General features: G+C 48.6%; 24 protein-coding genes. 15 read left to right on the forward strand and 9 right to left on the reverse strand.

Annotated elements, in window-relative coordinates; all coding sequences use genetic code 11:
* Positions 1–30: 30 nt before the first annotated feature.
* The 3 genes from HGT71_RS12145 to HGT71_RS12155 all read right to left on the reverse strand — a co-directional run bounded on the left by HGT71_RS12145 (position 31) and on the right by HGT71_RS12155 (position 4,093).
* Positions 31–1,857, reverse strand: a complete 1,827-nt coding sequence (locus HGT71_RS12145; protein WP_214218044.1) for a glycoside hydrolase family 15 protein — start codon at positions 1,855–1,857, stop codon at positions 31–33.
* A 155-nt stretch (positions 1,858–2,012) separates the two neighbouring features.
* Positions 2,013–3,290, reverse strand: a complete 1,278-nt coding sequence (locus tag HGT71_RS12150; protein ID WP_048912532.1) for an HlyC/CorC family transporter — start codon at positions 3,288–3,290, stop codon at positions 2,013–2,015.
* Between the two features lie 11 nt (positions 3,291–3,301).
* Positions 3,302–4,093 carry a cytochrome C assembly family protein gene (locus HGT71_RS12155; RefSeq protein WP_214218045.1) on the reverse strand — a complete coding sequence of 264 codons (792 nt, stop codon included), beginning with the start codon at positions 4,091–4,093 and terminating at the stop codon, positions 3,302–3,304.
* Positions 4,094–4,261: 168 nt separating this feature from the next.
* On the opposite strand from HGT71_RS12155, the gene ffh reads away from it, so the two are divergent.
* From ffh to HGT71_RS12195, 8 genes are all read left to right on the forward strand, one after another.
* A complete protein-coding gene (gene ffh, locus HGT71_RS12160) occupies positions 4,262–5,623 on the forward strand; it encodes a signal recognition particle protein (RefSeq protein WP_214218046.1) in 1,362 nt (453 codons plus the stop codon).
* A gap of 142 nt (positions 5,624–5,765) precedes the next feature.
* Entirely contained in the window at positions 5,766–6,014 is a 249-nt protein-coding gene (rpsP, locus tag HGT71_RS12165) for a 30S ribosomal protein S16 (RefSeq protein WP_048912529.1), read from the forward strand.
* Positions 6,015–6,032: 18 nt separating this feature from the next.
* Positions 6,033–6,581 carry a ribosome maturation factor RimM gene (gene rimM / locus HGT71_RS12170; RefSeq protein WP_048912528.1) on the forward strand — a complete coding sequence of 183 codons (549 nt, stop codon included), beginning with the start codon at positions 6,033–6,035 and terminating at the stop codon, positions 6,579–6,581.
* Positions 6,582–6,614: 33 nt separating this feature from the next.
* Complete coding sequence (trmD, locus tag HGT71_RS12175; RefSeq protein WP_099825755.1) at positions 6,615–7,376, forward strand: tRNA (guanosine(37)-N1)-methyltransferase TrmD; 762 nt, start codon at positions 6,615–6,617, stop codon at positions 7,374–7,376.
* Positions 7,377–7,417: 41 nt separating this feature from the next.
* Positions 7,418–7,765, forward strand: coding sequence for a 50S ribosomal protein L19 (gene rplS, locus HGT71_RS12180; protein WP_048912526.1), 348 nt, complete (start codon positions 7,418–7,420; stop codon positions 7,763–7,765).
* Positions 7,766–7,992: 227 nt separating this feature from the next.
* Positions 7,993–9,276: a cystathionine gamma-synthase family protein gene (locus HGT71_RS12185; protein ID WP_214218047.1), complete on the forward strand. Its 1,284-nt coding sequence runs from the start codon at positions 7,993–7,995 to the stop codon at positions 9,274–9,276.
* A gap of 134 nt (positions 9,277–9,410) precedes the next feature.
* Positions 9,411–10,436: an alcohol dehydrogenase AdhP gene (gene adhP, locus HGT71_RS12190; RefSeq protein WP_214218048.1), complete on the forward strand. Its 1,026-nt coding sequence runs from the start codon at positions 9,411–9,413 to the stop codon at positions 10,434–10,436.
* 60 nt (positions 10,437–10,496) lie between these two features.
* Entirely contained in the window at positions 10,497–10,928 is a 432-nt protein-coding gene (locus tag HGT71_RS12195) for an OsmC family protein (protein WP_214218049.1), read from the forward strand.
* Between the two features lie 22 nt (positions 10,929–10,950).
* Here the strand turns inward: HGT71_RS12195 and HGT71_RS12200 are convergent, their stop codons facing one another.
* Together HGT71_RS12200 and HGT71_RS12205 are read right to left on the reverse strand one after the other, a co-directional pair.
* Complete coding sequence (locus HGT71_RS12200; RefSeq protein WP_241595324.1) at positions 10,951–11,256, reverse strand: hypothetical protein; 306 nt, start codon at positions 11,254–11,256, stop codon at positions 10,951–10,953.
* 2 nt (positions 11,257–11,258) lie between these two features.
* Positions 11,259–11,441 carry a hypothetical protein gene (locus HGT71_RS12205; protein ID WP_099825749.1) on the reverse strand — a complete coding sequence of 61 codons (183 nt, stop codon included), beginning with the start codon at positions 11,439–11,441 and terminating at the stop codon, positions 11,259–11,261.
* 140 nt (positions 11,442–11,581) lie between these two features.
* Between HGT71_RS12205 and HGT71_RS12210 the strand changes: the two genes are divergently transcribed.
* From HGT71_RS12210 to HGT71_RS12225, 4 genes are all read left to right on the forward strand, one after another.
* Positions 11,582–11,779, forward strand: coding sequence for a hypothetical protein (locus HGT71_RS12210; RefSeq protein ID WP_048912523.1), 198 nt, complete (start codon positions 11,582–11,584; stop codon positions 11,777–11,779).
* A gap of 69 nt (positions 11,780–11,848) precedes the next feature.
* Positions 11,849–12,139: an I78 family peptidase inhibitor gene (locus HGT71_RS12215; RefSeq protein WP_214218050.1), complete on the forward strand. Its 291-nt coding sequence runs from the start codon at positions 11,849–11,851 to the stop codon at positions 12,137–12,139.
* A 145-nt stretch (positions 12,140–12,284) separates the two neighbouring features.
* Positions 12,285–12,428: a hypothetical protein gene (locus HGT71_RS12220; protein ID WP_214218051.1), complete on the forward strand. Its 144-nt coding sequence runs from the start codon at positions 12,285–12,287 to the stop codon at positions 12,426–12,428.
* 103 nt (positions 12,429–12,531) lie between these two features.
* A complete protein-coding gene (locus HGT71_RS12225; protein ID WP_214218052.1) occupies positions 12,532–12,834 on the forward strand; it encodes a PsiF family protein in 303 nt (100 codons plus the stop codon).
* A gap of 103 nt (positions 12,835–12,937) precedes the next feature.
* Here HGT71_RS12225 and proC read toward each other — a convergent pair whose 3' ends face one another.
* Positions 12,938–13,750 carry a pyrroline-5-carboxylate reductase gene (gene proC, locus HGT71_RS12230; protein WP_214218053.1) on the reverse strand — a complete coding sequence of 271 codons (813 nt, stop codon included), beginning with the start codon at positions 13,748–13,750 and terminating at the stop codon, positions 12,938–12,940.
* A gap of 90 nt (positions 13,751–13,840) precedes the next feature.
* On the opposite strand from proC, the gene HGT71_RS12235 reads away from it, so the two are divergent.
* Positions 13,841–14,281: a YaiI/YqxD family protein gene (locus HGT71_RS12235; protein ID WP_099825744.1), complete on the forward strand. Its 441-nt coding sequence runs from the start codon at positions 13,841–13,843 to the stop codon at positions 14,279–14,281.
* 15 nt (positions 14,282–14,296) lie between these two features.
* Here the strand turns inward: HGT71_RS12235 and HGT71_RS12240 are convergent, their stop codons facing one another.
* The gene (locus tag HGT71_RS12240) at positions 14,297–14,974 is read right to left on the reverse strand and encodes a DUF2076 domain-containing protein (RefSeq protein ID WP_214218054.1); all 678 of its coding nucleotides are present in this window, start codon (positions 14,972–14,974) and stop codon (positions 14,297–14,299) included.
* A 237-nt stretch (positions 14,975–15,211) separates the two neighbouring features.
* On the opposite strand from HGT71_RS12240, the gene aroL reads away from it, so the two are divergent.
* Both aroL and ppnP read left to right on the forward strand, forming a co-directional pair.
* Positions 15,212–15,739, forward strand: coding sequence for a shikimate kinase AroL (gene aroL / locus HGT71_RS12245; protein WP_214218055.1), 528 nt, complete (start codon positions 15,212–15,214; stop codon positions 15,737–15,739).
* 59 nt (positions 15,740–15,798) lie between these two features.
* Positions 15,799–16,083 (forward strand): pyrimidine/purine nucleoside phosphorylase, encoded by a 285-nt coding sequence (gene ppnP, locus HGT71_RS12250; protein ID WP_214218056.1) that lies wholly within the window; start codon positions 15,799–15,801, stop codon positions 16,081–16,083.
* Between the two features lie 42 nt (positions 16,084–16,125).
* Here ppnP and rdgC read toward each other — a convergent pair whose 3' ends face one another.
* Both rdgC and HGT71_RS12260 read right to left on the reverse strand, forming a co-directional pair.
* Positions 16,126–17,037: a recombination-associated protein RdgC gene (gene rdgC / locus HGT71_RS12255; RefSeq protein WP_048911654.1), complete on the reverse strand. Its 912-nt coding sequence runs from the start codon at positions 17,035–17,037 to the stop codon at positions 16,126–16,128.
* Positions 17,038–17,114: 77 nt separating this feature from the next.
* Positions 17,115–20,789 carry an AAA family ATPase gene (locus HGT71_RS12260; RefSeq protein ID WP_214218057.1) on the reverse strand — a complete coding sequence of 1,225 codons (3,675 nt, stop codon included), beginning with the start codon at positions 20,787–20,789 and terminating at the stop codon, positions 17,115–17,117.
* Position 20,790: the final 1 nt, after the last annotated feature.

Consider the following 20,790-nt stretch of genomic DNA (forward strand, 5'->3'; position numbering starts at 1 on the left):
TGCTACCCGCCTCGGCGGGTAGCACCCTTTCTAACAGCCAGACAGCGGCTGATTTCCTAGTGCTTGTGCCGCACAAATCAATGCTAAATGACTTAATCCCTGCGGAAGATTTCCTCGCCATTCTCCAGTACGAATATCAAACATCTCATTGAAGGTCTCGACATTGCCTCTGTCACACAGAGTCTCAAGAATCGTTTGCATATTTTGCTCGGCCAGAGCGTTTTCATCTAGCGCAGCGAGCGCCTCGACCATCCAAAATGAGCAGGCGACAAAAGTACTCTCCTCTTTCTCGACATGGCTGTAACGGTAAAGATGCGGTCCACCATGACCCAGCTCGTCAATCATGGCGCGGTAGGTTGCAAGCATGCGCGATTTGTTAATGCGCTGACCGTATCGATAGACCAGGGTTAAGGCTGCATCCAATTCATCATTATCATCAGAATAGAATCGGTAAGCCTGACGGGTTTCCGACCAGCAGTGCTGTTCCACCCATTGCGCGATACTGTCGCGCTCTGCTGCCCAGCGATCGCGCCATGTGGGCTCAAGGTGCCCCGCGTCGGCTAATTCCACTGCAGCATCTAAAGCGAGCCAGCATGCCATCTTAGAATGGGTGTAGTGCTGCAGGTCCGGTAGCTCCCACATACCAGAATCCTTTAATCGCCAGCGGTCGGCACATTGGTTGGCCAAACGGCATAACAGTCGTGAAGTCTCTAAATCAAGAATATGGCCAGATTGTACGAATAACTGTCCGACCGCTAACATATCCCCATACATACTGAGTTGACGCTGGTCGCGAGCATTATTTCCTTTCCGTACAGGCTGCGAGTCTTGGTAACCCTGTAGCGCTAGGTAGGTTTCAGCGGGAACCTCTCCTCCCTCCAAGGTGTAACAGGTAAGCAGTTCCTCACCGTGACGCATAATGGTTTTCGACAGCCAAGAGTAGGCGGCTTGGCAATCTTCCAGCGCACCTAAATAAACGAAAGATTTAATGATTAAGCAAGCATCGCGGATCCAAGCATAACGATAATCATAATTCTTCTCACCGCCGATACCTTCAGGGAGTGATGTCGTGGCGGCGGCGGCAAGCGCACCTGTCGGAGAAAACCAGAGAAACTTCAATGCGAGCGCGGAGCGGGTGACATGCTGTGGGTAGCTCCCTTGATAACTCAAGTTTTCTACCCAGTTTTGCCACGCAAGATGACTGGTTTCGATACGCTTATCAATTGCGTCGATTGTCGGAACGGCTAAGGGTTCAGCGTGAGAGACTAATAGGGCGCAGAGCGATGAGGAAGAGGGTTGGCTGGTTAACTGTGCGATGACCTGATTGTTTTCACAGGTCTTGATCTCAACATCATCGCTGCAGCGTAGCATCACCATCAAGTCACCGATATGGAAAATATTGCCTTGTGCGGTAGTGTCGAGCCAAGGTGAGCGAGTCTCCACTTGTGTGCCAAACCGAATGGTGAGTTGAAAAGTGATATTGCCCTCTTTACCTTCGATTCTTCTGGCTAATTCATTCCAAGGGAGAGGGCCAGCTAAATTACTATTGATTGATTCGGTAAGTAACGCCCGGCCGGAGGCGGTAATAAACTCAGTTTCTAAGATATTACTGTCTTCGCGATAACGTCGCTGAACGCTATATTCTTCCATAGGGGTCAGACTAAAGTAGCCACCAATATCGTTATCCAGTATGCGATCGAATAGGGCAGGGGAGTCCATATGCGGAACGCACCACCAGTCGATACCGCCATCGGGTGCAATCAATGCGACTGAACGGCCTTCGCCAATCGCGGCGTAATCACCAAGACCAACAGTGCCTTGTTGACGAACAGGGGAATGGTATTGACTATTCTTCAAGAGTGTCTCCTTGTGACGCGCGAACGAACTAAGTGAAATCTGATTTTCAGTAAGTTAATTAAGCATGGCACAGAAAGTCGTTTTGTCTTGAAAACAGCTGGGGATTGCTCGATAAATAAAAAACGCGACGGGGCGTCGCGTTATGAGAAGGGAGATTAACTCTGTTTAAGAGGCTTATTAGGGACGACTCGAACCTGCTTGACCATATTATCTTGCACATCAAGAATATCGATAGCAAAGGTGCCCAGTTTCACTTTAGTGTTTGTCTCTGGAATTTCTTCAAGGAACTCAAGCAGCATACCGTTAATTGTGCGCGCACCATCTTCTGGTAGGTCCCAGTTAAAGGCTTTATTAATTTCACGAACATTAGCACTGCCATCAATTAGCACTGATCCATCGTTTTGTGGCATCACTTCTTCGGCTAAAGAAGGAGACATTGAGGTGGTAAAATCCCCTACAATCTCTTCTAATATATCTTCGATAGTCACTAATCCCTTAATATCGCCGTACTCATCGATGACCAGACCCGTTTTTTTCTTATTCCGTTGGAACTTGACGAGCTGTTGATTAAGGGCAGTTCCTTCTGGAATAAAATAGATTTCATCTGCCGCCCGCAATAAATTCTCTTTAGTGAACTCACGCTTATCGTTCATGGTACGCCAAGCTTCACGTACACGTAGCATGCCGACGCAATCCTCAAGGGTATCGCGATAGAGTACTAAACGACCATGAGGCGAATGCGTCAGCTGACGGCTTAATGTTTTCCAATCGTCGTTGACGTTTATCCCAACGATTTCGTTACGCGGGATCATAATATCGTCTACGGTGACCTTCTCTAGGTCTAGCACGGAAAGCAACATATCTTGATTACGGCGCGACATCAGATTACGCGACTCATACACAATGGTTCTTAGCTCTTCTTTGCTCAATGCCGAGCTCATCGATGTCTCGGTTTTAATCCCGACCAAGCGCATTAAAAAACGGGTGATAGTATTTAATAACCAAACGATGGGTAACATGACTGTTTGAATCGGGCCGAGTAAAAGGCTACTTGGGTAGGCGACCTTTTCCGGATAGAGTGCGGCGATGGTCTTAGGTAAAACCTCAGCAAAAATTAAGACGACGAAGGTCAATACCCCGGTGGCAATGGCGACACCCGCGTTACCGTACAGGCGCATCCCGACGATTGTCGCCAGTGAGGAGGCTAAAATATTGACTAGATTATTACCGATAAGCACTAGGCTTATCAGTAGGTCAGGGCGCTTCAGCAGTTTCTCAACACGTTTTGCTGCACGGTTTCCTTGCTTTGCATGATGCCGTAACTTATAGCGGTTAAGCGTCATCATGCCGGTTTCAGAACCGGCGAACCAAGCAGAAACTAAAACCATAACAACTAAAATAATAATCAACGACGTGGTCGAGACAGAGTCCACTGAAACAATCCTTAATGAGTGAGTAATTGCTGGAGTATGCGGCTACCGAAGTAAGCCATCGTGAGCAGAAAGGCGCCACTACAATTGAACCAGACGATACGACGTCCTCGCCAACCTTTTTGGTAGTGTCCCCAAAGTAAAATGAGATAAACAAACCAGGCTAAGAAAGAAAGGATAGCCTTATCCATGTTCTCAGCGCTAAAAAAATTCTGTAAGTAAAAAATACCACTGGCCAAGACTAAGGTCAGTAAGACGAATCCCACTAGGGTGATATGGAACATTTTACGTTCTAACACCATCAGTGGTGGCATTTCATGATTAAAAGAGAGCTTCTTATTCTTAAGCTGATAATCAATCCAGACCAGTTGCAGGGCATAGAGTGCCGCAATGATCAGCGTTGCATAGGCAAAAAGCGCTAACCCAATGTGCACTAACATACCTGGAGTCGCTTCCAAATGGGTGAGAAACGCATTCGGTACAAAGGTTGCAAACGCAAGATTGATCAGGGCAAAGGTGTAGACAAAGGGCAGTAAAAGCCAGCCCCGATTACGCGAGGCGACGATGGTCATGACCGCGCAGATGATGAGGCTGATTACCGAGCCGATATTGAGCAGGCTAAAGTTTTGGCTGCTTTCGAGAGTGAAGATCCGTTGCTCAATGGCGACACCGTGGCAAATAAGCGCCACAATCGCAGAAAGCATCGCCATCATCCGCCAGCCATTACTGCGAGTCAGCAGGCTAGGTATGATTAGCGCAAGACTTAGGGAATAGGCGAATAACGCCACTATCGCAAACAAAGACATAGATGATGGATTCGTTTAAATATTGCCAGTAAACATCCAGTATAACGTTACCTGCTGCCTGCGCCAAACGATCTCAGTACAATTGCAGAGATCTCTGTAACTTCATGCTATGATAGGCACAATATGTCTCACAGGCGGCTTCGCCAGCCTACATCTGAGTAGTGGATAATGTTTGATAACTTAACAGATCGATTGTCGCAAACACTGCGCAATATCAGCGGTCGCGGCAGGCTGACCGAAGAAAATATTAAAGAAACGTTGCGTGAAGTCCGCATGGCTTTACTAGAAGCCGATGTGGCGCTCCCGGTTGTACGTGATTTTATCGCCCGGGTAAAAGAAAGTGCCGTCGGCCATGACGTGAATAAAAGCCTCACGCCGGGTCAAGAGTTCATCAAAATTGTGCGTGATGAACTAGTCGCGGCGATGGGCGCTGAAAATAATGCCTTGAACCTCGCGGCACAGCCTCCAGCGGTCATCTTAATGGCTGGCTTGCAAGGTGCGGGTAAAACCACCAGCGTCGGTAAGCTTGGTAAATTCCTGCGCGAAAAGCAGAAGAAAAAAGTATTAGTGGTCTCCGCCGACGTATACCGTCCAGCGGCGATTCGCCAGCTTGAAACGTTAGCCGAGCAAGTGAATATCGATTTCTTCCCTTCTGATGTCAGTCAGAAGCCTGTTGATATCGTTAACCAAGCACTGAAAGAAGCGAAGTTAAAATTCTTTGATGTGCTAATCGTCGATACCGCAGGGCGTTTGCACGTCGACGAAGCGATGATGGACGAAATTAAAGATGTCCACGCAGCGCTTAACCCAGTCGAAACACTGTTTGTCGTCGATGCCATGACCGGACAAGATGCGGCGAACACGGCAAAAGCGTTTAACGAAGCACTGCCGCTAACCGGCGTCGTATTAACCAAAGTTGATGGTGATGCGCGCGGGGGTGCGGCACTGTCAATTCGTCATATCACGGGTAAACCGATTAAATTTATGGGTGTCGGTGAAAAGACCGAAGCCCTAGACCCGTTCTATCCAGATCGTATTGCCTCGCGAATTTTAGGCATGGGCGACATGCTTTCTCTTATCGAAGATATTGAAAGCAAAGTTGACCATAAAGAAGCCGAAAAACTGGCGAAGAAGCTTAAGAGCGGCGATGGTTTCGATTTAGATGACTTCCTGCAGCAATTAAAGCAGATGCGTAACATGGGTGGACTGACTAGCCTGATGGGCAAATTGCCAGGCATGGGCCAGCTGCCAGATAACATGAAATCGCAAATGGACGATAAGGTGTTGGTCCGTATGGAAGCCATCATCAACTCCATGACGCGCCAAGAACGTGCTAAGCCTGAGATTATCAAGGGATCACGTAAACGCCGTATTGCGACGGGCTGTGGGTTACAAGTTCAGGATGTGAATCGTCTGCTTAAGCAATTCGACGATATGCAGCGCATGATGAAGAAAATGAAGAAGGGTGGTATGGCCAAGATGATGCGTGGCATGAAAGGTATGATGCCACCTGGATTCCCTGGGCGCTAAGCCCAAAACGAAAAGACTCGAGCGATTTTACATTATCGGTTGCTTTTTACGCCAAAATAAGTAAAATTTTCGGGCTTTTATATTGCACCTGGGCCCCGTTCCTCGATGGGGCCCAGTTGTTTTATTAACTCAAGAGGATGTTATGGTAACAATTCGTTTAGCACGTCACGGCGCAAAAAAGCGTCCGTTCTACCAAGTGGTTGTCACTGATAGCCGCAATGCACGTAACGGTCGTTTTATCGAGCGTGTTGGTTTCTTCAACCCGGTTGCTTCTGGCCAGGCTGAAGGTCTGCGTCTTGATTTAGATCGCATTGAACACTGGGTTGGTCAGGGTGCAACTCTGTCTGATCGTGTGAATGCACTAGTCAAAGAAGCAAAAAAAGCAGCTTAATCTGTCACGGTGGTGAGCATGACCAAAACTAACTCCGCACAGCCTCCTGCTAACCCACTTATTTTGGGGAAGTTGGGTGCGCCCTACGGGATTCGCGGTTGGCTCAAAGTGTTTTCCTCCACCGAAAATGCTGAAAGTATTTTTGACTATCAACCTTGGTTTATTCAACACGCCGGTAAATGGCAGTTGATCGAACTGGAGAGTTGGCGTCATCACAATCAGGATCTGATCATCAAGGTCAAAGGTATTGATGATCGTGATGCAGCAGCCCAATTGACGAATGCCGAGATATCGGTTAACGCTGCTGACTTGCCTGCGTTGGATAATGGTGATTACTACTGGAAAGACCTAATGGGTTGCAAGGTGGTTAACCTCCAAGGCTACGAGATGGGGAAAGTCATTGATTTGATGGAAACCGGATCGAACGACGTTTTAGTCGTTAAGGCAAACCTGAAAGATGCTTTTGGTGCGAAGGAGCGGTTAATTCCGTTTCTTGATGAACAGGTTATCAGAAAAGTCGATCTCGACACTTCTACCATTGAAGTGGATTGGGATCCTGGTTTTTGATCTCCGGATATCACGGTAACTGAGCGACGAAATATGTGGATTGGTGTTATCACCCTGTTTCCTGAAATGTTTCGAGCGATTACCGAGTACGGGGTAACTGGCCGAGCGGTCAAAAATGGCCTGCTAAACATTCAATGCTGGAGTCCTCGTGATTTCACGCATGACAAGCATCGCACCGTGGACGACCGTCCTTATGGTGGGGGGCCTGGAATGTTAATGATGGTTCAACCTTTACGGGATGCCATTCATGCAGCACGTGCCGCAGCGGGTGATAACGCGAAAGTGATTTATCTCTCGCCTCAAGGTCGCAAACTCGATCAACAAGGGGTTTGCGAATTAGCGACACAGCACAAATTAATTTTTGTCTGTGGCCGTTATGAAGGGATTGATGAGCGTGTAATCAATGCTGAAGTTGATGAAGAATGGTCAATTGGCGATTACGTGTTAAGTGGTGGGGAGCTCCCCGCTATGACGATGATTGACTCAGTTTCTCGGTTTATTCCCGGAGTCTTGGGCAAACAAGCGTCAGCAGATGAGGATTCTTTCTCTGAAGGTCTACTCGACTGCCCACATTATACCCGGCCTGAGGTGTTAGAAGGTGAAGAGGTCCCAGCAGTTTTGCTGTCGGGAAATCACGCTGAGATAAAACGCTGGCGCATGAAACAGTCGCTAGGACGTACTTGGTTAAGAAGACCTGAACTTCTGGAAAACCTGGCTCTGACTGAAGAGCAAGTAAAATTGTTGAATACGTTCCGCAAGGAATATCAACAACAACATGATGATGAGGAAGTCTGACTTCCCTTAATATCAGTTTACCCAGGATAAGAGATACAATTATGAGCAACATTATTAAACAAATTGAACAAGAGCAGATGAAACAGGACGTACCTTCCTTCCGTCCAGGTGACAACGTGGAAGTGAAAGTATGGGTCGTTGAAGGTTCTAAAAAACGTCTGCAGGCATTCGAGGGCGTGGTTATCGCTATCCGTAACCGCGGTCTGCACTCTGCATTCACTGTTCGTAAGATTTCAAACGGCGAAGGTGTTGAGCGTGTTTTCCAAACTCACTCACCTGTTATTGACAGCATTACTGTCAAACGTCGTGGTGCTGTACGTCAAGCTAAACTGTACTACCTGCGTGAGCGTACTGGTAAGTCAGCTCGTATCAAAGAGCGTCTTAACTAAGGTCTCGCTAACGCGACATCGAAAAGTTAATAATGAACAAGGGGTTGGCCAGTGGCCAGCCCCTTTTTTATGGATAAACCATTCTTCTTACCAAGCCATTATCTAGGTTAATATCTTTTTTTAGCATAATCTTCTTAATAAAGGTGATTAAGCAAAACTCTAAACTTTCGCTACACTCCCTCTTCTGTTTAATGGCCTGCACAGTTTCAGAACCTCAAGGAGATATCATGGGCGATCGTAAAACCCTCCGTACCGCACAGGGCGAGCATGTGCTCCACCCTCAGACGCTAATGACCAGTTATGGCTACGACCCCATGTTGTCGGAGGGAGCAGTCAAACCGCCGATATTTTTATCCTCGACCTTTATCTTTCGTACTGCAGAAGAAGGAAAAGCATTTTTTAACGTCACCAGTGGTCGTACACCTGCACCGGAGGGGCAAAGAGAAGGTCTGGTCTATTCACGCTTCAATCATCCCAATAGTGAGATTGTCGAAGACCGTCTAGCGTTATATGAAGGGGCTGAGCGAGGAGTGCTGTTCTCTTCAGGGATGTCAGCCATCACCACAGTCTTGATGGCGCTGTGTCAATCAGGGGAGACTATTTTAACGTCTCAACCCTTATACGGAGGGACTGAAACGTTATTTAATAAGACGCTATCCCGTTTTGGTATTCAACCTTTTCCCCTCCAAGACACAAGTGATCTTTCCGTATTACGACAGGATGCTAATCAAGCCACGCAGCGGGGCCCAATTACCGCAATTTTTGCCGAAACGCCCGCCAATCCCACTAATGCTATGACAGATATCAGCTTACTTGCTCAATTAGCCGATGAGCTGGAGCAGCAACAGGGAACTAGGCCCTATATTATCTGTGACAACACATTATTAGGGCCTATTTTCCAGAAACCTTTGGCGTTGGGGGCCGATATAACCGTCTATTCATTGACTAAATATGTCGGTGGCCACTCTGATCTCGTGGCAGGGGCCGCACTGGGGAGTCACATGCTGATTACAAAGATTAAACAGATGCGTAGCGCCATTGGGACACAGTTAGATCCCCACACCAGTTGGATGTTAGGGCGTTCTTTAGAAACACTACAGTTACGTATGGAGAAAGCGGCAGATAATGCGCAGCATGTCGCTCGTTATCTTCAGCAGCATGCGAAAATATCAGCCGTTACCTATCCACCTCTTTTCACACTAGGAAGCCAATTAAGCGCGCTTTACGATAAACAGTGTACCGGCGGAGGGTCTACCTTTTCGTTTGAGGTAGGGCAGGATGAAGCTGAAGCTTTTCGTTTCCTTAATGCACTGAAAATATTCAAATTAGCAGTAAGTTTAGGCGGAACGGAGTCACTTATCAGCCATCCTGCGTCAACGACTCACTCAGGGGTAGCCAAAGCTGTTCGTGAAAAATTTTCCATCTTTGATACCACCATCCGTATCTCGATAGGGATAGAGTTTGCTGACGATTTGATTGCCGATTTAAGGCAGGCGCTTGAAGCGTTATAAGTTGTGCCACTCATCAAATAAGCCATAAAAACTTAACTATTCTTCGGCTAATATTTGATCTGAATCAATTTACATAAAGGGCAAAGGCGTAGAGTGGCGGTGGATTGTTAATCACTTTTACTGAGAGGTACGAGATGAAAGCCGCTATAGTCACTCACGATCATCGAGTCAGTATTGAAGACAAACATCTAAGGCCCTTAGAGCATGGTGAAGCATTACTCACTATGGAATGCTGTGGTGTGTGCCATACCGATTTACACGTCAAAAACGGCGACTTTGGCGATAAAACAGGAGTCGTACTGGGTCATGAAGGGATTGGTATTGTTAGCCAACTGGGGCCTGGCGTAACCGCATTAAAGCTCGGCGATCGCGCTAGTGTGGCTTGGTTCTATCAAGGCTGTGGACATTGTGAATACTGTAATTCAGGGAGGGAAACGCTGTGTCGTTCGGTGAAAAATGCCGGATATAGCGTTGACGGTGGAATGGCTGAGCAATGTATTGTCCACGCCGATTATGCGGTCAAAGTGCCGGAAGGGCTGGACTCCGCGGCGGCCAGCAGCATTTCCTGTGCCGGGGTTACAACCTATAAAGGGCTTAAGGTCAGCGATATTCGTCCAGGTGAGTGGATAGCAATTTTCGGCCTAGGGGGACTGGGCAACCTTGCTTTGCAGTATGCTAAAAACGTGTTTAATGCCAAAGTTATTGCGGTGGATATTAACGAGCAACAATTGGCTTTGGCCTCCTCGATGGGGGCGGAGGTTGTGATTAATTCACGCGATCACGATGCGGCCGCAATAATTCAAGAGAAATGCGGCGGTGCTCATGCCGCACTGGTGACCGCCGTAGCGAAGTCTGCATTTCAGTCAGCGGTCTTTAGCGTTAGAGCTGGAGCGAAAGTGGTCGCGATTGGCTTACCCCCAGAATCGATGGCGCTCGATATTCCACGTGTAGTCCTGGATGGAATACACATTGTCGGCTCTTTAGTGGGCACGCGCACCGATTTGGCGGAAGCCTTTCAGTTTGCGGCAGAAGGCAAAGTCACGCCGAAAGTGACACTACACCCGATTGAAGCGATCAACACAATTTTTGACGAAATGCACGCTGGTAAGATTTCAGGTCGCGTGGTGATCGACTTTAAAAATAATACCTCCCCTCGATGAGGTTGAAGATTCGCTAATCACTTCTATACTGAATGAAACATACTTTCACTAGGAGTGGTTATGACGATTCTGAAAAGTGGTTCAGCGCATTGGGAAGGTCCAATTAAAGAAGGTAAAGGCACAGTCAGCACTGAAAGTGGTGCACTCAGCGAACAGCCTTACGGATTTAACACCCGCTTTGAAGGTAAGACAGGTACCAATCCTGAAGAATTACTTGGCGGTGCCCATGCTGCATGTTTCTCCATGGCACTGTCCCTGATGCTTGGTAATGCAGGGCATACCCCGAAAAGTATTGATACCACGGCGACAGTCTCGCTAGATAAAGCGGGCGAAGGCTTCAAAATTACTAAAGTTTCACTAAAGAGCAACGTCGAGCTTCCGGGCATTGATGAACAAGAGTTCGACAAAATCATCAATCAAGCCAAAGAGGGCTGTCCAGTATCACAACTGTTCGACGCTGAAATCACTCTCGACTATACGCTCAACGCATAGTGCCATCAGTGACGCTTCGGCGTCACTCTTCTTCCCGTCCCTGCAACTTAACCTCCCTCAATCGTGCCACCGTCGCGGTAGTCGATGCCGACGTCTTGGGCCGCTTCACAACTTTACTCGGGTCCGCTGAGATATAGTCTAATGTTGGTGAACAATAGAAGGGTAGCCAGCCGCCATAACTGTTTTCCCACTCCCAGTGAACAGGGCAGGGCCATAATAGCCCCTCTTCAAGTAAATAATAAACCCAATGACCCGTGGGTCGACGTGGGCGACGAGCCACAGCTCTCACGTTAGGGTTATCCGTGCGTTGTAACGAATCATCAACCATGATTAATCGGGATGGTCTCGGTGGACTTCACCACACAGTAATACAACATTAGGTCTTACCTTGTGAACGCGCGCTTCCATTTGTTGACACATTACGAGAGTGGGGTAAATAGTCTCTGTTACGGGTAAGGCATCGCAAGCATCGTTTCCACAAGCGCTCACCAGTAATACAAATCCTATTAGCATACCTGACTCCTGTGTGGGTTTAGGGAAGGCCCATTGTCATTTAATGAGATTATCTAATTTTCACTGCCACTATTCTGCCAGAAAAGCGTCAACTGAGTTACACTATCCTTGCCATTACGTTTAAGAAAATAAGGTTAATTATGTCGGAATTACCCCCACGTCCCTTGGATAATGAAAATATCGCTCATCCAGACAAGCATCCTAAGCAAGCCGCCCTACAACTCGTCGTCGAATTAGTACGAGCAGGAAAGTTAAGCCCCCTGCAAGGCGATGCCAGTAATATGTTGTCGATTTACGAGCAGTTCAAAAAACACTTTGAACAGGATCGTCATAATTAATCCTCTACTCGGGAGCTAAGGCGATCTGACTGCGAGCTCCCGATTGATAGAGTGTTCTATGAGGCTTTTATGAAACGTTTCACGCTACTGCCCTCTCTACTATTGTGCTCGCTACTCTCTGCTTGCAGCCATTCCGACCAAGCCGCGCATCCGAAGTATCTACCGGATGACGATATGTGTAGTGCCTCTCAATTTCAGAATTATGTCGGAAAGCCGCTGACGGCAGTTGATGATTTACAACTCGAACAACCTGTCAGGGCGATACCTGCTTATGCATCCGTCACCATGGACTTTGTCCTACGGAGAATAAATTTTCTTGCCGATGATAAGGGCATTATCACCCGGGTGTATTGCGGTTGATCCGTTAAGAGTGCAAGCATTTAATCAACCGAGTGTAGGGGTTGAGTAAAGCTCGGTTATTAAGTATTAACCCCATTCAGTTGCAGATTTTTCTGGTTGGTTCTCGAGATAGAATTCAATCTCTGAGAAAAAGAAGGATGTGCAGATGAAAATATTAATTAAAATTGTATCGGTGCTGGCACTCACCGCAAGCTTAAGCGGCTGCATTTTACCCCCTTGGGGAGGCCCAGATGGTGGCGGCGGTGGCGGCCCAGGTGGTCCTCATTTTGGCTATAGCCAATCACGTTAATTACCAAATAGTTTCTTCGAACCCTCATAAATTCGGTGTATTCTGTTAAATAATTCTACAGAGTATCTGTGAATTACACTATTGACTCATAAGGAGAAGTAGAATGAAACAGATGTTAATGACGCTTGCCTTAGCAACGACTTTAGTCGCAGGTTATGCTTCAGCAGCTGAAAAAACCGCTCAGCAACAAAAGATGACGGTATGTAATCAGCAGGCGAGCTCACAAAGCTTAAAAGGCGATAGCCGCAAGAGCTTTATGAGTAATTGTTTGAAGAAAGACAATAAAGCGTCTGGCTTAACTGCCCAGCAGCAAAAAATGAAGACTTGTAATGCTACTGCTAAAGATAAGAAATTAGCCGGTACAGAGCGCAAGTCATTTATGAGTAGCTGCCTGAAGAAATCTTAAAAATTTAATCACCCAATATCGGGGATACCGTATTGGGTGATTCTTTCTATCAATACTTGCCTAAGCTGTGCTTCAAGGCCCTGAACCTCTTACTGTTCCTCCGCTATTTCTTGCTTAAGGCATCCGACTTTGCGATACAAGCTTGCATGGCTTGCATAATCGACGAGCGAAAGCCGGTTTCTTCCAGCATGGCCACGGCTTCAATAGTGGTACCGCCGGGTGAGCACACATTATCTTTCAATTCGCCAGGATGTTTACCGCTCTCTAACACCATTTCTGCCGAACCTTTCACTGCTTGTGCAGCAAATTGGTAAGCTTTTGCACGAGGCATGCCCGCTAAGACTGCAGCATCCGCCATGGCTTCAATTAAGATATAAATATACGCAGGGGCTGAACCACTGACACCAACTACTGCATGGATCAGACTTTCGCTGACGACTTCGGCTTTACCGAATTGGCTAAACAGTGTTACCACCGTCTCAGTTTCTTGTTCCGTGACATGACTGTTAGGGGTGATAGAGCTCATGCCTTCTCCCACCAGACAAGGCGTGTTCGGCATGACACGGATAATTTTTTGCGCTTCTGGCAGCGCTGAAGCTAAAGCCTCTAACGTCACACCTGCCGCGACCGATACGATCACTGTTTCTTTACGCAGATCAGCAGAGAGCTTATCAAGTGTTGCCAGCAAGGCATTGGGTTTCACGGCAGCAACCAGGTAGTCCGCTTTTTCGGCGAGTTGATTAGCGCTATCCATCGCGGTCACGCCAAATTGGTCGTGAAGATCGCTATTCGTTTTAGGTTTACGGTCAAAGACGAGAATATTTTCAGCGGGTATTGCCTGACTTTTGATTAAGCCGCTAATCATTGCGCTGGCCATATTGCCACACCCTAAAAAGCCTATCTTTACGTTTTTCATATCGCTGTTAAACCTTATCTATGACAAATCCATGAGAAGTTATTACTATACACAATTATCTTTCACCATAAGTATAGATGGAGAATAAACATGATATGGGTTGATGCCGATGCCTGCCCGGTGGTCATTAAGGAAGTGCTCTACCGCGCAGCGGAAAGAACCCAGACGGTAGTGACGTTCGTCGCGAATCAGTCTTTACGCGTTCCCTCGTCAGACTATCTCCGTACGCTGCGGGTTGCAGCCGGATTCGATGTAGCCGATAACGAAATTGTAAAGCGTGTGGGGCCGGGTGAGTTGGTCATTACGAGTGATATTCCGCTGGCAGCAGAAGTGTTGGAGAAGGGGGGAGAGGCGCTTAATCCGCGTGGCGAACGTTATTCTCGTGAAACAATTAAACAACGCTTAGTGATGCGTGACTTTATGGAAACGCTGCGTTCCAGCGGGATACCCTCTGGCGGGCCCGCAGCGTTGAGTCAAAAAGATCGTCAGCTATTTGCTAACGAACTTGATAAGTGGTTCCGAGCGCGATAAGCCTTAATGTGATGCTTATAGGAAGCTGTCGTCGTCGTCGCCAAAGCTGCTATCCCCAAAGAAACTGCTGTTATCGTCGTTCTGTGGTGACTCCCAGTCATTATTGAAATCACTGGAATCTGCTTGTTGATTGAAAGTATCTAGATTTGAATCGTAATTCGGTTGTTCGAGCGGTGGCTCATTGATGATATTGACGATCTCTTCAGGCTGAGAATGGTGGAACATGCTCGTTAGCATATCCGCCATTACTACCCCTCCAGCAACCCCTACTGCGGTTTGCAAGGCGCCGCCTAAGAAGCCAGTACCACGCGCCGCAGGCTGTTGCGGGGCACTATTATAACCTTGTTGTGGGGCGGTATTTTGTGCATTGCCACCCCAGCCGCTATTTTGTTGTGGCGCGTTTTGTGGACGGCTGTTGCCACCGCCAAATAGGCCGGAAAGGAAACCACCACTACTTTGTTTAGGCTGCTCAGCGGCCTGACGCTCAAGTTGCGCCACCCGATCATTCAGCTTCTTCAATGCAGCCTCTTGGATAATAATGGCTTGAGCCATGTAATAAGGGGCATCGGGTTGGGACTGTAAATGCTGTTTAATCCGCTGTTCCGCGCCGCTATCACGTGCGCTGGATTGCGTTTCTGCCTGTTGCAGGCGACCAAACAGGTCATCGATGAGTTTTTGTTCTTCAGTTTGCATCAGAAACCTCTCTTTTCTTATAAGCAACAAGATACCTGGGCACTCCTGCGATAGGCTGGAACGCTCTACTTAGCTGATGATATGGGGTTAGTTACTGCAAAGGAAAGGGGTTAGCCGTAAATAAATATGTTTTCTTAGCCTAAGCGGGATAGCCGTCTACCCGTAATCCAGTTATGATGCCTACAGATCACTTACTATGGAGACGTCCGCCAGGCGGCGGTAGAGGATGTTCTGATTATGTCATTTCCGGTATACCTAATCGGTGCCCGAGGCTGTGGAAAAACGACAGTAGGCAAATTACTCGCTCGTCAACTCAGCTATCATTTTTGCGATACAGATCAACAGCTACAACAACAACTCGCCCAAAGTATCGCAGACTATGTCGCACAGCACGGTTGGGACACTTTTCGCCAACAAGAACATCATGCACTGCTTACTGTGACGTCAGAGAATACCGTCGTCGCCACGGGTGGAGGGATTATTCTCCGTGAGGATAATCGTCGACATATGCGTGAGGCCGGAACGGTGATTTGGTTAAGTGTTGATCACCACGTACTGGTCAATCGGCTGACTGCCGATCCCGAAATAGGGCAACGTCCAACCCTGACAGGTCGGCCGATTACAGAAGAGCTTTATGACGTGCTTCAACAACGTCTTCCGCTGTATCAGCAGGCGGCTCATCACACGATCGATGCCGACCAACCGCCGGAAAAAATCGTGATAGATATTTTAACGGCATTAAGCCGGGACTCATTAACGGCCTAATGTCTCGCACTCCCTGAAGGTCATTCATCACTCACCCATATTTCTAAAAAGGAAATAGTATGCTTAAAGCGAACGAGTATTTTGAAGGTAAAGTAAGATCGATTGGATTTGCAAATAGCCTCGCGGGCGAAGCCAGTGTGGGGGTTATGGCGACGGGTGAATACACGTTCGGCACAGCAAAAGCGGAAGAGATGACGGTGATCAGTGGGGCATTGAAAGTATTGTTAACGGGTGAAACTGAGTGGCAGTGGTTCGAAGCGGGCACGGCCTTTAATGTCCCGGCGCACAGCGAATTTCATCTACAGGTTGCGGAGCCTACGGCTTACCTTTGCCGCTATCTGTAAAGGAAAACAGGCTGCCGTTTTCAGGCAGCCATCTTGGCACAGTTAATGTTCTGACTCACCACCAAGACTCTCGGTAAGCGAATCGATAAAGGCCGCTAACTCACCGGTCATCAGCACAAAATCTGCATCAAACCGTAAATCGGCTTCTTCACGGCTAATATCATCATTTTGCTCACGAAGCGTATCGCTAAACTTGATTCGTTTGATCGATGCATCGTCATTGAGTAAGCACTGTACGCGCTCTTGCCAATCAATGCCCAGTTTAGTGACACGTTTACCCGACTCAATATGGTGGGCGATCTCGTCACAGACTAACTCTTGTTTTTTACAGCGAATCACGCCGCCTTCTTCCAAGGTCGCTTTCAATTCGGCCTCGTCCAGCAGTGTAAACCCAGCACTTGGCGTGCCAGAACGTACCCATTCAGTCAGCGTAATTTCCACGGGGGTCTGAAGCGTTAGCGGAACGACCGGTAAAGAGCCGAGGCTTTTGCGTAACAATGCCAACACATCTTCGGCTTTTTTAGCACTCCCGCTGTCGACGATTACGCGCTGATGTTGCACATCGATCCAAATCCATGTCTGACTATAGCGGCTAAAGGCACGCGGCAGCAGACTATGGATGACTTCATCTTTCAGAGAGTCTTTTTCCGTCTTCTTTAAACGGCGCTGTTGCTCTGTTTCAAGCTTCAACACTTTGGCTTCAAGCGCCTGCTTGATCACGGTCGCCGGTAGCATTTTCTCTTCTTTGCGGGCACAAAGCAGAAGCTGGCCTTGGCTAGCATGCACCAAGGTCTTCCCCTGCGGACCAAGGGGAGATACCCAGCCCATAGCCAGTTTATCTTGGCTTCCACAAGGCGTGAATTGGCTGGACGCTAATTGCGTTTCAATCTCTTCAGCAACTAGAGGGATCTCTCGGGTTAATCGGTAGACCATCATATTTTTAAACCACAACATTTGCTTTCCTCTGTTTGCTTTTCGCTGCGTGTATCATACTGAATTTACCAGAGGGTTTCAGCCACTATAGCACGCGATTACTGACGGATGACTAAGGAAGAAAAGCCTAAGCCATTCACTTTTTTAACGTTAATTTGTACCGGAATACGATCTTTCATTGCCTCCACATGGCTGATCACGCCGATCATTTTCCCTGAGGCATTAAGCGTATCCAGCGCATCCAGCGCGGTATCCAAGGTGGCAGCATCAAGCGTACCAAAGCCTTCATCCAAGAAGAGGGAATCGATATGATTCTTTTCACTCATCAAGTCGGAGAGCGCTAAGGCGAGCGCAAGGCTGACCAAGAAGCTCTCTCCCCCAGAGAGGGTTTTGGTATCACGGCACTCGTCAGCTTGCCACTGATCGACCACTTGTAATTCGAGTAAGTCTCGATCTGTCCGCTGTAAGCGATAGCGACCATGTAAGCGTTCGAGCTGTTGGTTTGCGAGCCAAACCAAGTTTTCCAGTGTGAGCCCTTGAGCGAAACGGCGGAATTTGTCACCGCTGGCCGATCCAATCAGATCATTAAGGTGATCCCAATTGGCCAAGTGAGCTTGTCGTTCGGTGATCATCGCGATAAGCGAAGATTGCTGCTGAGTCAGCGTATCGTCTGCTTGAAGCTGCTGGGCCACTTCACCTTGCTGAACTAATACCTGCTGGTAGCGCTCCTGTTGCTGGTGGCGTTGTGCAGCCAGCGTCTCGCCAGTCTCATCTGCGAGGGGAGGAGGGGTTTGGCTATGCTGCGTCACCGCCTGTTCAGATTGCTGAAGTCGCGTTTTAGCACGATCAATCTGCTGCGCCGCTTGATCGATTTTATGCTGGTAGTCCTTAACAACCGATTCAGGCAGGAGAGCTGACAAGAACTGTTGTTGGTCGCTAAAGCGTGAGGCCTGTAATGCTTCGGCGAACTGTTGCTCAGTGTGTTGATGCTGGGCCACCAGACTCTCGAGCTGCGTGATAATCTGGTGCATCTCGCCATGAGTCTGTTGTTGTTGATCTTTACAACTCTGCCAGAGCTGCCGATGCTGTTGTTCGTCGAGACGATATTGCGCAGCACGCTCTTCAAGTGCTTGGCGTAACGCGCTGACTGACTGCTCACCGACCAATGCCTGACGCTCTGCTCGGCATTGCTGAAGAGCCGACTCACCAGCAAGCAACTGTTGCTGACGCTGGTGGATTTCCGTTTCCCGCTGAGTCTGTTCGCGCTGTAAGGATGCCAGTCGTTCTGTCAATGTATGCAGAGCAGTTTCCCCCGCGAGCCGTTCTTTCTGGCGTGCTTGGTATTCTCGCCAAATCTGTTGGTACTCCGTCAAGGTCTCAGCCAGTTGTGCTAGGGGCAGCGGGGATAATTGATGCTGTGCCAAATGCTGTAAGAGGACCTTTAAAGCCTGTTGTAGCGCCTCTTGAGCAGTTTGTGCCTGCTGGGTTAGGGTGTCCAGTTGTTGTTGCTCTGACCGAGAGTGCTGATCGGTTAACGCCGCGGCCTGCTGTTGCTGTTGTAGGTCTTGTTGATGTTGATGAACTCTTTTCTCGAGTTGAGCACACTCCGCATGACGACGCTGCTGCTGTTCCAGCGCCTGCTGGTAACGCTGCTGAAAATCCTGTTGCTGAGTATAAGCCTGTTCCAGTCCCTCACGGTCCTCAAGACTCAAGGAAATGCCCTGTTGCGCGGTTTCGTGTTGCCATGTCGAGCGCAGGTCGGAAATACGCGCCTCCACTTGATCGAGTAGCTGGCGTTGCTGCTGTGCCTCGCGCTGACTATTGTGGCAGTCAGCCTCCAAACGAGTGAGCGCTTGCCTAAGCCTATCGACCGCTTCCCGCTGCTGATCGCGGGCAGGGAAATGGTTGGATGTCTGGACAGTCGCCGATCTTTCAGGATGACCCGGGTGGGACGTTGAACCGCACACCGCACAAGGCTCCCCTTGCTGCAAACTTTCGCGCAGACGTTGCAAATCGGCGACCTGCTGCTCTAGCACACAGAGTTTCTCTAAGGCATTGAGGTGCGCGGTTTCAGTTTCCAGCTGCTGTGCATGCCGGTTCTGCTGCTGTTGCAAGGAGATCAACTGTTGTTCGCTGCGGGTAAGTGCTTGTTGCGCCTGCTCAGCCGCGACTCTCTGCGTTTGCCATTGATCTGAATAGCGTATTAATTGTTGATAGCAGGGGGTTAATTGCCCCTGCTGTTGGTGCCATTGCGTTAGGGCCGCAAAAGCCGATGCTTCCTCTTGTGCTAGAGGATGTTGTAGAAAAGCGGTTAAGGCCGATTCGCTTTCCGTAACCAGACGTTGCGCGTTATCAATCTGTTGTTGTTGGCCTGACCGTGTACGGCTTAGCGAATGCAATGTGCTTTTCCGTTGTTCAAGCTGCTTTACCATGGCCTGATGAGCATTTTCCTCTCGCAACAGCTGCGCGGCTGTGTGCTGCCAGCCCCCCAGTTCCGGTCCCCACTCGCTCAGTGTCGGATAGCGCTGTTGCCAATCTTCAATCACTCGAAGACGTTGCTGCTGAGTGTCCGCTTGTTGGGTTAACAGACTTAACTGCTGGGCTGTCTGCTGATAGGCCTGTTGCAAGGGACGTTGCTGCTGCGCGAGCTCTTGTTGTTGCTGAGTTAACTGTTTAATACGTTCATCAAGGGGAATAATCTGTTCCACCAGCAATTGCTGTTGCTGCTGCTGATGGACGTGGAATTGCTGTTCCGCTTGAACGGTGTTTTGCCACGCTTGATAGCGGCTCTGTATTTGCTGTTCGGTATGTTCAACCTGTTGTTGTAAGGTCGATTGCTGAGCGCGTGTCGCCGCTAGGCGATGAGTCGACTGCTCTAAGGCTTGCCAAAAGGGTAACAGTTGCGCTGCGGGTTGGTCGGCAGCAAGCTGCTCCCGTAGCGGGGCGACGGTCTCTGCTTGCTGTTGAGTCGTGACCAACGCCTGCTGGCTATCGGTGACCTGTTGAACAAGCTGTAGATGGTAGTGCTGCCAATTCAGTGCATTGTGCAACTGTTCAAGCTGTTGCTGTAAGGCATCACGTTCTTGGGCTAACTCTTTACGTTGTTGAAACAGCGCGTCACGCTGCGAATCGTTAAGCAGCGTGACGCCAGAGAGCTTGGCCTGTAACTGGTCGAGCTCGATCTTATACTGCTTATGCCGCTCGTAGACCTGCTGTGATAGACGCCCATAGATATCGGTACCCGTCAGTTCTTCAAGTAATTCGGCCCGCTCCGACACGGGAGCGTTCAGGAACGCAGCGAACTGCCCCTGCGACAGCATCATTGAACGAGTAAAACGTTGGAAATTTAGACCAGAAAGCGTTTCGATAGTCTTAAGTTTATCCGAAACCTTATCGGCGAAAATTTTGTTATCGGCACAGCGAGCCAGTTCGACTTTCGGCGGCTGTAACTTACCTCGATGATCGTTCCTTGCGCGGTTCTGGCTCCAGAAGGCTCGCCAAGTCTCCCCTTTAATTTCAAATTCAACCTCGGCCATACAATCACTGGTGCCACGGGTCATTAGCTGATTTTGCGTCGGCGAGATCGCCCCTAAACGTGGCGTCTGATGATAAAGCGCGAGGCATATTGCATCTAATAGTGTGGTTTTCCCTGCGCCGGTTTCTCCGGTGATGGCAAATAAGCCATTATCGCTAAAGGGGGATAACCTAAAGTCGATAAACCACTCCCCGCGTAGGGAGTTTAAATTTTTAAGGCGTAACGTGACTATTTTCATC

Origin of the sequence: Rosenbergiella epipactidis (genome assembly GCF_018494055.1) — a bacterium.
GTDB lineage: Bacteria > Pseudomonadota > Gammaproteobacteria > Enterobacterales > Enterobacteriaceae > Rosenbergiella > Rosenbergiella epipactidis.

Coding starts and splice junctions, on each gene's coding strand:
- HGT71_RS12240 (WP_214218054.1), bottom strand. CDS start 14,974: ATGCAAACTGAAGAACAAAAACTCATCGATGACCTGTTTGGTCGCCTG.
- rdgC (WP_048911654.1), bottom strand. CDS start 17,037: ATGTTGTGGTTTAAAAATATGATGGTCTACCGATTAACCCGAGAGATC.
- HGT71_RS12205 (WP_099825749.1), bottom strand. CDS start 11,441: ATGCTAATAGGATTTGTATTACTGGTGAGCGCTTGTGGAAACGATGCT.
- trmD (WP_099825755.1), top strand. CDS start 6,615: ATGTGGATTGGTGTTATCACCCTGTTTCCTGAAATGTTTCGAGCGATT.
- aroL (WP_214218055.1), top strand. CDS start 15,212: ATGTCATTTCCGGTATACCTAATCGGTGCCCGAGGCTGTGGAAAAACG.
- ppnP (WP_214218056.1), top strand. CDS start 15,799: ATGCTTAAAGCGAACGAGTATTTTGAAGGTAAAGTAAGATCGATTGGA.
- proC (WP_214218053.1), bottom strand. CDS start 13,750: ATGAAAAACGTAAAGATAGGCTTTTTAGGGTGTGGCAATATGGCCAGC.
- HGT71_RS12200 (WP_241595324.1), bottom strand. CDS start 11,256: ATGGTTGATGATTCGTTACAACGCACGGATAACCCTAACGTGAGAGCT.
- ffh (WP_214218046.1), top strand. CDS start 4,262: ATGTTTGATAACTTAACAGATCGATTGTCGCAAACACTGCGCAATATC.
- rimM (WP_048912528.1), top strand. CDS start 6,033: ATGACCAAAACTAACTCCGCACAGCCTCCTGCTAACCCACTTATTTTG.
- HGT71_RS12195 (WP_214218049.1), top strand. CDS start 10,497: ATGACGATTCTGAAAAGTGGTTCAGCGCATTGGGAAGGTCCAATTAAA.
- HGT71_RS12210 (WP_048912523.1), top strand. CDS start 11,582: ATGTCGGAATTACCCCCACGTCCCTTGGATAATGAAAATATCGCTCAT.
- HGT71_RS12155 (WP_214218045.1), bottom strand. CDS start 4,093: ATGTCTTTGTTTGCGATAGTGGCGTTATTCGCCTATTCCCTAAGTCTT.
- HGT71_RS12260 (WP_214218057.1), bottom strand. CDS start 20,789: ATGAAAATAGTCACGTTACGCCTTAAAAATTTAAACTCCCTACGCGGG.
- HGT71_RS12225 (WP_214218052.1), top strand. CDS start 12,532: ATGAAACAGATGTTAATGACGCTTGCCTTAGCAACGACTTTAGTCGCA.
- rplS (WP_048912526.1), top strand. CDS start 7,418: ATGAGCAACATTATTAAACAAATTGAACAAGAGCAGATGAAACAGGAC.
- HGT71_RS12185 (WP_214218047.1), top strand. CDS start 7,993: ATGGGCGATCGTAAAACCCTCCGTACCGCACAGGGCGAGCATGTGCTC.
- HGT71_RS12215 (WP_214218050.1), top strand. CDS start 11,849: ATGAAACGTTTCACGCTACTGCCCTCTCTACTATTGTGCTCGCTACTC.
- HGT71_RS12235 (WP_099825744.1), top strand. CDS start 13,841: ATGATATGGGTTGATGCCGATGCCTGCCCGGTGGTCATTAAGGAAGTG.
- HGT71_RS12220 (WP_214218051.1), top strand. CDS start 12,285: ATGAAAATATTAATTAAAATTGTATCGGTGCTGGCACTCACCGCAAGC.
- rpsP (WP_048912529.1), top strand. CDS start 5,766: ATGGTAACAATTCGTTTAGCACGTCACGGCGCAAAAAAGCGTCCGTTC.
- adhP (WP_214218048.1), top strand. CDS start 9,411: ATGAAAGCCGCTATAGTCACTCACGATCATCGAGTCAGTATTGAAGAC.